The organism is Rhizobium sp. P2_G9 (assembly GCF_056403475.1).
The window spans coordinates 51,724-65,911 of sequence record NZ_JBFUFK010000004.1 but is presented as its reverse complement, the minus strand read 5'-3'; the positions used below and the strand labels follow the sequence as shown (position 1 = coordinate 65,911).

General features: G+C 59.2%; 15 protein-coding genes. 7 read left to right on the top strand and 8 right to left on the bottom strand.

Annotation, left to right across the window (positions count from 1 at the left end; all coding sequences use genetic code 11):
* Positions 1-223: 223 nt before the first annotated feature.
* Genes AC1DYF_RS04635 through AC1DYF_RS04620 form a run of 4 tightly spaced genes read left to right on the top strand, consistent with a single transcriptional unit; the run spans position 224 to position 4,022 of the window.
* Positions 224-1,306 carry a YheC/YheD family protein gene (locus AC1DYF_RS04635; protein WP_477875508.1) on the top strand — a complete coding sequence of 361 codons (1,083 nt, stop codon included), beginning with the start codon at positions 224-226 and terminating at the stop codon, positions 1,304-1,306.
* A complete protein-coding gene (locus AC1DYF_RS04630; RefSeq protein WP_477875507.1) occupies positions 1,303-2,388 on the top strand; it encodes a YheC/YheD family protein in 1,086 nt (361 codons plus the stop codon). The genes AC1DYF_RS04635 and AC1DYF_RS04630 overlap by 4 nt, the downstream gene beginning before the upstream one ends.
* A gap of 17 nt (positions 2,389-2,405) precedes the next feature.
* A complete protein-coding gene (locus tag AC1DYF_RS04625; RefSeq protein ID WP_477875506.1) occupies positions 2,406-2,660 on the top strand; it encodes an acyl carrier protein in 255 nt (84 codons plus the stop codon).
* A gap of 9 nt (positions 2,661-2,669) precedes the next feature.
* On the top strand, positions 2,670-4,022 hold the full coding sequence (locus tag AC1DYF_RS04620) for a hypothetical protein (RefSeq protein ID WP_477875505.1): 1,353 nt from the start codon (positions 2,670-2,672) through the stop codon (positions 4,020-4,022).
* Between the two features lie 176 nt (positions 4,023-4,198).
* Here the strand turns inward: AC1DYF_RS04620 and AC1DYF_RS04615 are convergent, their stop codons facing one another.
* Together AC1DYF_RS04615 and AC1DYF_RS04610 are read right to left on the bottom strand one after the other, a co-directional pair.
* Positions 4,199-4,573, bottom strand: a complete 375-nt coding sequence (locus AC1DYF_RS04615; RefSeq protein ID WP_477875504.1) for an Atu4866 domain-containing protein — start codon at positions 4,571-4,573, stop codon at positions 4,199-4,201.
* On the bottom strand, positions 4,566-4,694 hold the full coding sequence (locus AC1DYF_RS04610; RefSeq protein ID WP_477875503.1) for a hypothetical protein: 129 nt from the start codon (positions 4,692-4,694) through the stop codon (positions 4,566-4,568). Before AC1DYF_RS04610 ends, AC1DYF_RS04615 begins: the two co-directional genes overlap by 8 nt.
* Positions 4,695-4,895: 201 nt before the next feature.
* Here AC1DYF_RS04610 and AC1DYF_RS04605 point away from each other — a divergent pair, with 201 nt between their 5' ends.
* On the top strand, positions 4,896-5,789 hold the full coding sequence (locus AC1DYF_RS04605) for an AraC family transcriptional regulator (protein ID WP_477875502.1): 894 nt from the start codon (positions 4,896-4,898) through the stop codon (positions 5,787-5,789).
* A 147-nt stretch (positions 5,790-5,936) separates the two neighbouring features.
* Positions 5,937-7,763: a glycoside hydrolase family 113 gene (locus AC1DYF_RS04600; protein ID WP_477875501.1), complete on the top strand. Its 1,827-nt coding sequence runs from the start codon at positions 5,937-5,939 to the stop codon at positions 7,761-7,763.
* Positions 7,764-7,801: 38 nt separating this feature from the next.
* On the opposite strand, the gene vapC is transcribed toward AC1DYF_RS04600, so the two are convergent.
* From vapC to AC1DYF_RS04580, 4 genes are all read right to left on the bottom strand, one after another.
* Complete coding sequence (vapC, locus tag AC1DYF_RS04595; RefSeq protein WP_477875500.1) at positions 7,802-8,194, bottom strand: type II toxin-antitoxin system VapC family toxin; 393 nt, start codon at positions 8,192-8,194, stop codon at positions 7,802-7,804.
* Positions 8,191-8,403 (bottom strand): type II toxin-antitoxin system VapB family antitoxin, encoded by a 213-nt coding sequence (locus tag AC1DYF_RS04590; protein ID WP_477875499.1) that lies wholly within the window; start codon positions 8,401-8,403, stop codon positions 8,191-8,193. Before AC1DYF_RS04590 ends, vapC begins: the two co-directional genes overlap by 4 nt.
* 64 nt (positions 8,404-8,467) lie before the next feature.
* Positions 8,468-9,775: a guanine deaminase gene (gene guaD, locus AC1DYF_RS04585; RefSeq protein WP_477875498.1), complete on the bottom strand. Its 1,308-nt coding sequence runs from the start codon at positions 9,773-9,775 to the stop codon at positions 8,468-8,470.
* A complete protein-coding gene (locus AC1DYF_RS04580; protein ID WP_477875497.1) occupies positions 9,772-11,010 on the bottom strand; it encodes a urate hydroxylase PuuD in 1,239 nt (412 codons plus the stop codon). Before AC1DYF_RS04580 ends, guaD begins: the two co-directional genes overlap by 4 nt.
* A 199-nt stretch (positions 11,011-11,209) precedes the next feature.
* Here AC1DYF_RS04580 and AC1DYF_RS04575 point away from each other — a divergent pair, with 199 nt between their 5' ends.
* Positions 11,210-11,623 carry a GFA family protein gene (locus AC1DYF_RS04575; RefSeq protein ID WP_477875496.1) on the top strand — a complete coding sequence of 138 codons (414 nt, stop codon included), beginning with the start codon at positions 11,210-11,212 and terminating at the stop codon, positions 11,621-11,623.
* Between the two features lie 5 nt (positions 11,624-11,628).
* Here the strand turns inward: AC1DYF_RS04575 and AC1DYF_RS04570 are convergent, their stop codons facing one another.
* Complete coding sequence (locus AC1DYF_RS04570; protein ID WP_477875495.1) at positions 11,629-13,314, bottom strand: tetratricopeptide repeat-containing sulfotransferase family protein; 1,686 nt, start codon at positions 13,312-13,314, stop codon at positions 11,629-11,631.
* 75 nt (positions 13,315-13,389) lie between these two features.
* Complete coding sequence (gene xdhC, locus AC1DYF_RS04565; protein ID WP_477875494.1) at positions 13,390-14,181, bottom strand: xanthine dehydrogenase accessory protein XdhC; 792 nt, start codon at positions 14,179-14,181, stop codon at positions 13,390-13,392.
* Positions 14,182-14,188: the final 7 nt, after the last annotated feature.

Here is a 14,188-nt window from a genome sequence, read left to right as displayed (position 1 = left end):
CACCCTGCCGATGTGGTGTCTACGAACATATTGGGCGTTCGTTGGTGCAAGCGAATGTCATCGCCACACAGGCCGTGAAACACAGGCCCGGGTGAGCCGGTTGAAAAGCGTTTTTTTCTGCGCAGAATTCTGTGTAGCGCGGCGCCCGCATCTTCAAAAGCGGTCGCTAATAAATGATACTGCCAGACTATAGTTGTTTTCTCCCACGCGCAGAAAGGCCCTGATGACCTCCAAGCTGTTCGGCCTGTTCATGGTCAGTGAGGCGTGGAAGGCAAGGCTTCCTCCCTATCGCCTCAAGGCGACATTGGCTGAAGTGGTTCTGCGCGGTGGATCGATGGCGGTTTTCACCAGCGAGGGCTGCGATATCGAAGCAGGAACGATCAGCGGCGACCTATGGCAAGGCGGCCGCTGGACCTCTACCGGGATCGACGCCCTCGATGTCGTCGCGTGCTTCGGTGGTGCAGCGGTGCTTCGTCGCCAGCATGATGTTTTGAACTGGCTGTCGAGCCGCTTTCCGGTGATACGCGCCTGCGGACCCGACAAAGCGCGGCTGGGAGCCTTCCTCCAAAATAGCCCGGCCGCCGAACGAATCATCCCTCAGGATGTGCTGAACCCCGATGATGTCAAAGCGTCGATCATGTCGGCGATGCGGCTCCATGGTTCGATCGTCGTCAAGCCGGCGATCAGCAGTTCGGGCCGGGGCGTCCGTTTCATCCTGCGCGACGGCGAGAACTGGTCCGTCAGACAGAACCGCGAGACGCGACGCGGCACGATGGACGAAGTCGCCGAACACGTTGCACAGGACCTTGGCGGGCGCGCAGGCTACCGGACGATCGTCATCCAGAAATTCGTGGATTCCTCGACTGCCGACGGCCGGGCACTGCAGCTGCGTGTCGACGTCGGAAAGAATGGAAGCAGCGAATGGGGCGTCTTGCGGGCATTTGCCCAAATGGCGGAAATCGGCGAACGCGCCAGCAATATTGCCTTTGGCGGTTATCTAGGAGCACTTGAACCCACGCTCCGGCAGCGCAAGGTCCGTCCGCCATCCCTGATCTTTGATGATGCAGTCAACCTAGCCCTGAACACGGCGAAAGCGCTCGATGCCCATCCGGAAGCATCAATCTTCGAACTGGGAGTCGACATGCTTCTCGACAGTGAGGACAATGTCTGGCTACTCGAAGCCAATCTCCAGCCGGAAACGACAAGCTATGAACAGCGCCGCGCGGAGTTTGCGGTCGACTATGCTTTCGCCGTCGCTTCCGGCACGTTGCCACAGGCAACGAAATATATTCGAGAGGCGCTATGACCGATTTGTTCGCGTCGAGCAAACCGTTGATCGCGATCGTCCACTTCGGCAGCGAAGAGCGCGACCGGTTTCCGCCTTTGCGTCTCAGGGCTCTGCTGGCAGAGACGATACTACAGGGAGGCGAATTCTGCCTGATAAACGCCGCCGATTGCGACATCGAGATGGACAGGATCGGCGCTAATGTCTGGATCGACGGTGCGTTTCAACAGCGGCAGATCGCTCGGCCGGATGTCGCGGTTATCCCGGCCCGCCCGACATTGCGCCGGCACCTCGACGTCCGTGACTGGATGCGATCGAAATGTCCCACCGTCGAAGACATAGGCCCAGACAAGGCCGACCTGCCCGTGCGGCTCTCCGACACTCCCCTGCGAAAATACCTTCTCCCCCAACGGATCATCGCGCCCGACGAAGACGTCGCGCAGGCGGTCGAGGATTGGCTGAGAAAGGTGGGCTCCGCGGTCATCAAGCCTGCAGACGGCAATCGCGGCCGGGGTATCCAATTCATCCTTCCCCAGGCCGATGATTGGACGCACCGCGCTGACCAGGAGAGTTGGACCGGCAGTCTGCAAGAGGTCTCCAGGCGGACCGCCCAGACGATCGAAGGCCGAACCCGGTATCGCCGCTATATCCTGCAAAAGTATGTGAAGTCGGTCACGCCGGATGGCCGCGCCTTCTACATCCGGTTTGATGTCCACAAGGATGGGACAGGCGACTGGAAAGTTGTAAAGTCGGGCGCCCGGATCGGCGAGATTGGCTTTTCCGTGGGCAATCCGACAAACGGCGGCTATGGCGGCGACATCGCTGTCGCGCTCGAGCAGCGCAGATGTCGCCGCAGCGAGGAAATCCGCGATGAGGCGGAATCGCTCACTCTGGAACTCGGCCGGACATTGGATCGGTTCCAGGATTTCCGCATCAAAGAGCTCGGTGTCGATATGGTTCTCGATGAAAGTGACGCCATTTGGCTGATCGAAGCTAATATCCAGCCGCAGTCTTCCGGACATAATCTGGAACGCGCCAGAGTAAACGTGGATTATTGCTTGGCTATTGCGAAAGGAACACTTAAACTCAATTTTGCCGGATAGAACAACGGGGGGCGTTTATGTCGGCTGAGGGGAGACTCCAACTATCGCATCGACTGAAACTGCACATTGCGGTCATGACCGGCAGGAGCGCCGATTCCATCGATGGCAGCGACACGATCGGATCATTCGATATCGACTCGGTCGACAGCATCCAGTTGGCGATGGAAGTCGAAAAAGACCTGGGGCACGAAATCGATCCGGAAATATTCCTGAGGTCCGGTTCGACGATAGACCATATCATCGATAGACTGATCGACAGTGGGCAGGAGTGAGGGCTGGACATGCTGGCACCGATCCTGCGCTTGATGGAAGATCCGAATGCAACGCCGAAGGAAAGGATCAAGGTCGCCCGCAAGCTTGCCAAAGATGGGCGTTTGAGGGAGGCCTTGTCGCTGCTCGAAGCGCTCACTGCCCAAAGCAAGCGCCACCAATTGAACGCAATGGTCAATCTGCTGCGCAAGCGCCAGATCAAACGCGGGCTAAGGGCCATCCTGTGCATGCTGCGATCGGAGCGGTATCGCACTGAAGCCAGCAATCTCTTGGTCGCGCTCAGGAGAGCTGTTGGCGGCGCCGACTTGCAGGGAACGTCGAATGGCGAAGCCGTCAGCCATCTGGGAATCGATACGCAGTTGGCCTCGGCGGCCATGCCGGGCCGGGATTGGAACGCGGTATCCCCGGCGCTGCATCTCGCCTACGATCGCGACGCGACGCTGAAGGAAAAACTCAAGGCTGCCAAGTTGATGGTAAACGAAGGGCGGGTCGAGGAAGCCATCTCGCTGCTCCGTGCCGCAGCCGAAGCGGGTCGAGGTTCGCAACTTCGCGCAATGGTCAATCTCGCGCAAAGGGCGCAGTTTATCAGGAGTTTCAGAGCGTCGGCTTGTCTGGTACGCACCGGCAAATATCGTGCGGATGTCCTCAAATTGCTGGACGTGTCGACAAGTCTGACGGGGTATGAGAACCAGCCGGAAAGCGTAAAGACCGATGGGGCCGATTATCGGATCAAGGATGCAGGCTCCACTGTCACCGTCATCGCATTTACCGGCCTCGACCGGCGATTCACGGTTGCAGTCTACTTCCTCGAACGGCTCTTAAGCCGCTTTGGCGTTAACCTGATCATTCTCTATGATCGGCAGGAGGCTTATTATCTTGCCGGGATTCCGGGTCTTGGCTCGAATGTCGGGGAGACCTGTATTGCGCTCAAGCACCTTTGCGAAAAAATGGGAACACGGCAAATCATCTGCCTTGGCCAGTCTTCCGGCGGCTACGGCGCCCTTCGCTACGGCATAGAACTCGGTGCTCACCACGTGCTGGCATTCAGCCCCGCCTATGTCGGCGTCTTGAAGCCGGATAAACGACTGGAGATTGAAGCGCGCACGGGCCATCGTCTCGACGATGACATCGTCGATCTGCGGATGCTCTACGCTCGTCGGGAAACGGTGCCCGGCGCCACGATCGTCTATGGCGCCGAAAACCGCTATGATGAGCGCTCGGCCGATGCGCTGGCGACGATGCGGCATGTGACCGTTCGTCCCCTTCCCGGTATTTCCCGCCATGGGACGCTAAGCGAAGCTGTTTCTCAGGGCTTGTTCTTCGATTTGATGTCGACAGCGCTCGGAAACGTCGCGACAGCTTAAATCATGCCGCGTGGATCCTATTCGCGCGGCATGATTTAGAGCACCGGGAATATGCAGCATTCCAAACCTGGCTGCGGCGAGAAGACGAATGCTTTGGGAATGAACGACCATGCCTCACTTCGCCTATGAGGACAGCAGCCACGCTCTGATGCCGCCTCCCATCTTCGAAATAACCCTCAATTATCCCGCCGATAAAGCACCATGCCGGCATGATAGAGGATACCATCCTTGAAGTCGCCGTCGGCGGTGAAGCCGGTATCGTCCTTGTAGTCGATATGGTCGCCGGCCATCCAATATTGGCCGAGATAGGCCTGTTCCCGGTTGCCGCGCGCCTCGACATAGCGGCCATTCGGCAGCAATTCATAGCGGATATAGCCGTCGCCGGTCACCCAGACGCCGGCATATTTGTTCTCGGCCAAGCCGATCTCCTTGCTATGTGCTTCGATCTTCTTGCGAGCCGCCTCGCGATAGGACGGCGCAAACGGCGACAGAGCCGCCACCAGCGACAGCGAGAAACTCGCCGCGTCGAACAATATTCCGTGCCTAACCATTGAGCCACCTCTCATCCGCCAAGGCGCGATCACGAGCGAACCTGTCGATTTTTTCGCGCAGTGTATTGAAAATACGCACCGGGAAATCCCAGATGACAGTGGTGAGCGTTTTCGGAGCCATGGTCTTTCCTTTCTGGTTTGCGTTGGGGCGTTGCTGACAGTGACGATATAGCCGGGGAAACGAAAAAGGCGGTAGACCATTCCTCCACAATGATTGCACAATTCTCCGAATGGCAGAATCGTGCAATTGGCGAAACCGGTGGATTGGATTATAAGCACTGCCATAGCGATATGAAAATGCCCACGAATTCGGAATTTCTTCATGGAACGGCATAAAGAACTTGCAAGACTGATTGCACGATACGCTGAAAAAGACGGTGGCCACCAGACGGCCGTGCCGAGACTGACGATCTATCGGCGCTCCTCGCCGTCTGAGCCGCATCATGCCGTGCAGAAGGCAGCGATCTGCTTCATCGCCCAAGGCGGCAAGCGGATGATCCTCGGCGAGGAAGTGTTCCATTATGGGCCGTCGCAACATCTCCTGGTCTCGATGGATCTGCCGGTGATGGGCCAGGTGATGGAGGCGAGCGAGGCTGAGCCCTATCTCGGCATGAAGCTGGAGCTCGACCTGAGCCTCGCTGCCGAAATGATCATGAACACGCCCGCGCCCTCGGAAGAGTTGAGCCTCGGCATGGCGACGCAGAACACCTCAGCCGAACTGCTCGATGCGGCGATCCGCCTGCTGCGCCTGCACGAAACGCCGGAGGACGCTGAAGCATTGGCGCCGCTGATCGAGCGCGAAATCCTCTACCGGCTGCTCAAGGGCGAGCAGGCTGCCTGCGTGCGCCGCATGCTGCAGCCGCCGGCGCAGCATCGCCATGTCGGCCGCGCCATCACCTGGATCAAGGAGAACTACACGCGCTCCTTCAGCATCGAGGAAGTGGCTTCGCTCTCCGGCATGAGCCCATCTTCGCTGCACCAGCATTTCCGCGAAGCCACCGCAATGAGCCCGCTGCAGTATCAGAAGCAGTTGCGCTTGCAGGAGGCGCGGCGGCTGATCCTGACGCGGACGCAGGATGCGGCGGGCGCCGGTCACACGGTCGGCTATGACAGCCCGTCGCAGTTCAGCCGTGAATACAAGCGCCTGTTCGGCGCCCCGCCGCAACGTGATATCGACCGGCTGCGCAGCGAGCCCCAACGCTACGCGGATGCTTGAATCTCATATGCCGGCTCCACACACAGCGCGGATGCCGGCATATTTTCCATGGCCTGCGCTGACCTTCACGGCTATTTCATCTTTATAAGCTTGCGCTGAAATAAACTTGCGTCATCATGCAGCCGTTGATCAGCGGGAGGCTGTTCCATGGCGACGAGTTTCAAGGTACAGGGCTATAACTACACCGGCTATGGCACCAGTGTGTATGGCACGGCGACATCCAAGGACGAGTTGTCCCAGATCGTTTCGACCGGCGCAAATTCAATCGCCATCATCCCCGAATATTACCAGAAGACGCTGCAGTCCGACACGCTGGCGCCCAATGACATCACGCCGAGCGACAAGGACCTGATCGCCGGCATCAAGGCTGCCCAGGCAAAGGGGATCAATGTCCTGCTCAACCCCCACATCGACACGCTGGATGGTCAGTGGCGCGCCTACCTCGACCCCAAAGATCCCGACAAATGGTTCGCGAGCTACAAGGCGATGGAAGTGCACTACGCCGAGATCGCAGAAAAGACAGGGGTCAAAAGCTTCTCCGTCGGCTGCGAACTGGAATCGATGACCGGGGAGAAATACCGCTCGCAATGGCTCGACATCATCAACGCCGTCCGCAATGTCTACCACGGCCAATTGACCTATGCCGCGACCACGACCGAGGCGGCGACACTTTCCTTCTGGGACAAGCTCGATGTGATCGGCGTCGACGGTTATTTCTCGCTTGCCGTGAAGGACACCAATCCGACCGTCAAAGAACTCGAATATGCCTGGACACATCGCTCCGGTTCCGCCGAGATTGATGCCGGACTCGACGGCAAATCGCCCGTGGACTACGTCCATGACTTGGCCGAGAAATACGGCAAGCATGTACAGTTCACAGAATGCGGCTTCCGCGCCATCAATGGTGACGCCATCGACCCCGGCGACTGGTCCAGCAACGGCGCGCTCGACGAGAAGGAGCAGGCCGATCTGTTCAAGTCGATGTTCAACGCCTTCGCCAGTCAGGGCGGCGACTGGTTCGACGGCTTCTACATCTGGGACTGGCGCGCCGACGACGACACTGAACCCAAAGACTACCACACCAAGGGCCGGGCCGCCCAAAAGGTCGTCAATCTCTGGTACGGCATGGATAACAATGGCCACGCCGCGCCCGACACCGGCATGACGCTGTTCGGCACCGTCCGTAACGACCGCCTGGTGGGTGGCGTCGGCGGCACCCGGATTCTCGGCGGTGACGGCAATGACAGCCTGATCGGCGGCGAGGGCAATGACGTGCTGATCGGCGGCAGCTCCCAGCATCCCGGCAACGACTCGCTGATCGCCATCACCGCCCATGCCGACATGCTGGATGGGGTCGGTGCCAAGTTCAAGATACTGATCGATGGTCAGGTGGTCGGCACCGGCGAGGCCAAGGACGAAGGCAAGGAAGCCTGGGATATCAGCCAGTTCGCCTACGATTTCTCCACCCCGAAGAGCTTCCATTCGCTGAAAGTGGTGTTCACCAACGACGATGCCGCGGGCAAGGTGGATCGCAACCTCTATGTCGATTCGATCGTCATCAACGGGCAAACGATCGACCTGAGCAAGGCCAACAACGATCAGGAGCCGCATAGCGGCGCACTCTATGCCGACGGCTCGTTTACGGTCGATCTTACCGGTCTTTCGAAGGCGCTCACGCCATCACACGGCGACGACGACGTGCTCGACGGCGGCTACGGCAACGACAGGCTGACCGGCGGCGCCGGCAGTGACACATTCGGCTTCGCCACCGGCTATGGCAAAGACACGATCACCGATTTCGGCAAGGGCGACGACATCTATGTTGCCAACTGGAAAGCCGTCGATAGTTTCAACGCGGTGAAAAGCCATGCCGAACAGCATGGCAACGACCTCTGGATCGTCGCCGGGCACGACACGCTGATCATCGAGAATTTCCAAAAGAGCGAATTGCAGGCGAGCGACTTCGAGTTCTGAAAGCGCGCATAGCAGTGGGCATCGGGACAGGTTTCGGCTCAGAATTCCCTGAGCCCGAGATGCTGGACCATTGGCAGGAAGTCGCGATCGTTGTGCAGCAATGGACAGTGGTTTTCGATGCACCATGTGCCGATGATAATATCAATCGTCTTTCGGATCGTAACTCCAAGGCTTCGAAGTTTGCGCGAATGCTGAGCAGCATTGACGGCTATCTCGAATGACATCGCGCACTCCAGCCGCAATTCACGCATATTTCTCTCCAACCGACGACTGTGCAAATCGTCCCGCGCACCTTGCAGAACTTCGAGCATGACGACGTCAAGCAGGATTATCTCTTCTTCCAAAGTCCTAAGAGTTTTCAGTTTGCGTGTTCTCGAATTGTCGATCTGCCGGTACATATCGATGAGAACAGACGAGTCCACCGCAATCATTCGACGGGCTCTCGCTCCTTATCCGTCCGCATTTCTTCGAGGTCGCCCTCCCAGCCCAAGCCCCACATCGCGTCGATGGCGTTGCTCTGCCGTTCGGTGCGGATCAAACGTCTGAGCCCCTCTTCAACCACCGCTTTCTTGGTTTTTTGGCCTGTCAAAGCCATTGCTTCCCGCAACAAGCCTTCGTCGATATCGATATTCGTTCGCATCGCGGCCTCCAATGTGTATAAATCTCCTTGAATATACACATCGACACATCGGTTTTCAACGCGCCTAAATTCCGCTCTTCGCCGCCCTTCCCGCCACATAGGTTTCGGCAATCGTCCGATCATCGCCCATGGTCTGCATCAGGAACAGTTCTTCTGCGAGCATCTTCACCGCCTCCATCTTCAACGCCATGGCTGGCGTCGAGCGCGCATCGAGCACGACGAGGTCCGCATCCGAACCAATTTCAAGCGTGCCGATCTTGTCCTCGAGACCGAGCGCCAAGGCATTGCCGAGCGTCATGCGATAAAAACTCTCGAACGGCGTCATCCGCTCGCCCTGCAACTGCAGCACCTTGTAGCCCTCGTCCAACGTCCTGAGCATGGAATAGGACGTGCCTCCGCCGATATCGGTTGCCACGGCGACTCTGACGCCCTTTTCCCGTTGCGACAGCCGTTTCAACCCGAACAGGCCGGAGCCAAGGAAGAGGTTCGACGTCGGGCAGAATACCGCCACCGAGCCGCTCTCGCTCATCGCGTCGGCCTCCCGGTCGGAGAGATGGATGCAATGGCCGAACAGGCTTTTCGGCCCGAGCAGGTCGTATCGAGCGTAGATGTCGGTGTAGTCGCATGCGTCAGGATAGAGTTCGCACGCATAGGCAATCTCGGCGTGGTTCTCGGAGAGATGCGTCTGGATATGCAGGTCCGGATATTCCTTCGCCAGCGCCCGCGATGCTTCCATCTGCTCAGGCGTCGAGGTGATGGCGAAGCGCGGCGAGATGACGACATGGTTGCGGCCCTTGCCGTGCCAGTCGGCAATCACTTGCTTCGTCTCATCATAGCCGGTCTGAGGCGTATCCCGCAGGCCTTCCGGCGCGTTGCGATCCATCATCACCTTGCCGCCCAGCATGCGCATATTGCGCCGCATCGCCTCGGCGAAGAACATTTCGGTCGACACTTTGTGGACCGAGCAATAGGCCACCGCCGTCGTCGTGCCGTGGCGGATCAGTTCGTCATAGAACTTTGCCGCGATCCGCGCCGAATGCGCTGCATTGGCAAAGCGCTGCTCCTCGACGAATGTATAGGTGTTCAGCCATTCAAGCAGGCTGCCGGCATAGGAGCCGACCACCTGCATCTGCGGAAAATGGATATGCGTGTCGATGAAACCCGGCATGATCAGGTGCGGGCGATGGTCGATTATCTCGACGTCAGCGGGCACCAACGTCCTCACTTCGGCATAGTCGCCGACAGCCGAAATCACGCCGTCATCGACGATCAGCGCGCCATCCTCGATATAGAGATAGCTGCCGTCGTCGCTCATGTCTTTTGGCTCCCGCCGGAAGGACAGGAGGCGGCCGCGCAGTAATGTCGATGTCATCGTGTCGTCTCTCCGCTGACAGCACTTTCATACCATGYCGTGATCAGCTTGCGTTCTTGGTCCGTCACATCGGTGACATTGCCGGGCGGCATGGCATGGCTGCGGCCGGCCTGGATATAGATTTCGCGCGCATGCGTGGCGATATTGTCCGGCGTATCGAGCATGACGCCTTTCGGCGCCCGCGCAATGCCTTCATAGGCGGGTTCGGCGGCATGGCACATGGAACAGCGCCCTGAAATCGTATCGACCACCTTGGCGAAATGCGCATCGTCCTTGAAACGCTGGAAGGTCGGGGAAAGTGCCGCATCCTTCTCGCCCGTCAGCACTTTCGGCACGGTCGACAGCCACATGATCAGGACGAAAAGAATGGCCGTGACCGCCCAGGTCCAATTCGGCTTGCCCTTTCGCGCATGGACCGTATTGAACCAGTGGCGGATGGTGACGCCCATCAGGAACACCAGCCCGGCGATGACCCAGTTGAACTCAGTGCCGAACGCCAGCGGATAGTGGTTCGACAGCATGAAGAAGATCACCGGCAGGGTGAGATAATTGTTGTGCAGCGAGCGCTGCTTGGCGATCACGCCATATTTCGGATCGGGCGTACGGCCGGCGATCAGATCGGCAACGACGATCTTCTGGTTGGGAATGATGATGAAGAACACATTTGCCGACATGATCGTCGCGGTGAAGGCGCCGAGATGCAGGAAGGCGGCGCGGCCGGTGAACACCTTGGTATAGCCCCAGGCCATGATCACCAAGAGCACGAAGAGGATCGCCATCAGCCCCCAGGTGTTCCTGCCGACCGGCGATTTGCACAGCAGGTCATAGCAGATCCATCCGATCGATAGCGACAGGATGGAGATGATGATCGCCACCGGCACCGAAATGTCGAGCACGTGATGGTCGATCAGGAACAGATCGGCGCCACCGTAATAAACCACGGCCAGCATGGCGAAGCCGGACAGCCAGGTGAAGTAGCTCTCATATTTGAACCAGGTCAGGTGATCGGGCATGTTGGCCGGCGCCACCAGGTATTTCTGGATATGGTAGAAGCCGCCACCATGCACCTGCCATTCCTCGCCATAGGCACCGGGCGGCAGGCCCGGGCGCTTGACGAGGCCGAGATCCAGCGCGATAAAGTAGAAAGACGAGCCGATCCAGGCGATCGCGGTCACCACGTGCAGCCAGCGCACCGCAAAAGCGAGCCATTCCCAGGCTATCGCATATTCATACATTCCGTTCCCCGTTTCTCTCCCACAGCTGAAATCATGACCACATTTTGACGGTCGGCGCAAAGGATTCGCAGGGATTTTATCGGCCCTGCCCTCCGCTTTCAAACACCCCCTGCCATCCGGCAATACCCTGGACTGCGAACCGGCGGTGCCTCGGTTTGCAATCTCGACCCGATCTCACCCAACAAAATGGAGGATTCCAATGAGTAATGCTCGATGCGTTTGCGGCGCTCTCTCGGTAGAGCTTCAAGGACAAGCGAAAATGGTCGTGGCATGTCACTGTCTTGACTGCCAAAGGAGGACCGGTGCGCCGTTCGGTGTAGGCGCTTTCTATGCCACCGAGGCCATCACGGTCTCTGGAACAGCGAAGGCGTTCACGCGAGAGGCAGCAAGTGGTGGAAAAGTGCATTCCTACTTCTGTCCGAACTGCGGCTCGACGGTCTATTGGCAGGCGGAGAACCTACCGTCCATGATCGCAGTCGCGGTCGGTGCATTGGCCGATCCCAAGAGCCAGGCTCCCGCCAAATCAATTTTCGAGCAGTCGAAGCATGACTGGGTACAAATGGCCGCCGCCGAGCACTTCCCGCAAAGCAGCGCGGCGAAGAAGTCGAAATAGGCAGGTTACATCAAGCCAGCGTCCTGCAGCACCCGGACCATCGGCCCGAGATGAGCGAGATAGTTGCCCGTCCGCCGGTCGATGCCGCTATAGATCGGCTGGCGCACCTGCATGTAGCTCGCGGTTTTCACGACCCTGTCGTTTTTGTGAAAGTCGAGGCAGGCCGGGTCCCAATCAAGCCCGCAATAGTCGAGCAGCCGGCGTGTCTGAGCCTCCTGGTCGAGCGTCAATTGTTCGTAGGACAGATCGAGGATATCGTCACCGAACATCGCCTTCCAGAACTGCATCAGGCGATGATAGCGCACGTAGTAACGCGCCGTTTCCTCCATATCGGCCTTGAAGGCCAGGCCCGTCGTGTCGAAATGGCTGGCATAGGCGGAAAAGCAATTGGCCAGCGGATTGCGGCGGCAGTGCACGATCCGTGCCTTCGGAAATACCGCCTTGATGATGCCGACCGACATGAAGTTGGTGAGATATTTGTCGACGGTGCGCCGGCCGAGATCCGCATGCTTGCCGATCTCGGCAAAATACGTCTCGCCAAGCGCCGCCAGCGCCCGCGTGTCACCCAACAGGCGCAGATCATAGGTCAAGTCACGCTCGAGGAAATGCTTTTCGACCAGCGCCGCAAAGGCGGATGTCTCCCCTGCCGCCGAGGCATGGGGATGGCTGTCGAGAATCTGTTCGACCAGCGTCGAGCCCGAGCGCGGCATGCCGATGATGAAGATCGGGCTTTCGCGGCATGGAGACGCCGCAATCCGTGATCGGTCCACCGTCGCAAAGGCCGACTGGATATTGGTGAACAGCGCTGCGAACAACTCATACCGGTAGTTCACCTGGCTCCTTCGGATATCGTTTGCTGCCTTGAGATGGGCAAAAGCCCGATCGAAGTCGCCGAGCGTCTCATATGCGTTGAACAGCGCGAAGTGCAGTTCGCGCGCATCATCGCCGACGGCACCGACCAGCAGGCTTTGCATGCGGGTGATATGCGGATCATCGGCGACATAAAGATGCAGTTTGCCGAACAGCCGGTGGTTCAGGCCCTTGCCAGGCTGCAATTGCGTGAGCCGTATCAGCGCCTCGCGCGCCTCGTCGAACGCGCCCGCATCATTGGCAAGATAGGCATAGCGGGAAAGCAGGTCGATATCATCCGGCTTGAGCGCCAGCACGCCGCGATAAGTGATCAGTGCCTCGCCTGTCCGACCGGCAAGCACCAGCGCATTGGCAAGTCCGGCCATCAGAACCGCATCGTTCGGCTGCGCGCCAAGCGCCCGGCGAAACGGCTCGATCGCGTCGGCCGGCCGGCCGCTATTGACATAGACTTGTGCCATGAGCGACTGGATCGGCGCATCGTCGCGATGCGCGACAGTTGCCTTCTCCAGCACATCGAGAGCCTGCGCCGTCTGGTTGGCCGATAGCAGCGCGCGGGCGGCCAGCATTGCGGCATCGCTGTCATCTGCCGAAAAGACCTCGACCTGCCGGGCGCTGTCGACGGCAGCCTGCCACTGGCCGGCAGCGAGATAGTGCTCGCCAAGGCGGAGATGAAGCTGCACGAGATTGGCGCGGATCAGCTTCAGCACCGGCGGCGGGGCGCCTCGCGCCACCATCGTGTCATAGGCGACGGCTGTCTTGTTGAGCAGTTCCTCGAGCTTCGCGAGGGCGGAAGCCTGGCTTTCCGCGGCGGCAAGCGTCACGCGCATTCTCCGGTCGAAATGGGTTTTGCAAAGGCTATCGGTACGAGCTTGTCCCGGCCTGCCGCCCGATATCGGTCAATCCCTGAACAGCGCCACGAGCAATTCCGCTGCAACGAGTGCAGCGATCACCGCCGGTCGCTTGTCCTTGATCGCCGTGCCGCCGATCGGCAGCACAAGCCGCTCGATCGCCGCTTCGTCCTCGTCGTTTCGCTTGAGCCAACTGGCAAACACGCCGCGCTTGGTCTTCGAACCGATCATGCCGACATAGGCTAGGTCACTGCGTTTCAATGCCTCGGCGCCGATGAGGAAATCCAGCGCATGATCATGCGTCATGATCACCACCGCGCCGCCTGGACGAATGTCGTGGATCGCCACCTCCGGCATCGCCGACAGCCGCCGCGGCACGTCGATGGTCAACTGGTCCAGTTCTTCCTGCCGGGTCTCGATGATGGTGAGATGCAATGGCAAAGCCTGCAAGGCAATCGCCAGCGCCCGGCCGACATGGCCGGCGCCGAAGAGATAAACGTCCGGATAGTCTTTAACCTGCTTGTCAAGCCGCGCCTTGAGTGCGGCAATCACCGCCTCGTCGACCCACTTGAGCAAAAGCTCGACCCGGCCGCCACAGCACTGGCCGCTATCCGGCCCAAGCGTGATGTCGAGAAAGGCGTCACGCCGGCCGCCGGCCAGCATGGCGCGGGCGGTGTCGACCGCTTCGAATTCCATATGCCCGCCGCCGATCGTGCCCCATTGGCTGTCGCGGTTGATCAGCATGAACGTACCGGTCTCACGCGGGGTCGAGCCACGCGTGCGGGTGATGTCGATAAGGACTTTTTCGCCGGGACGGGAGAGAAAGGTTTCGAAGGTCATGAAGAAA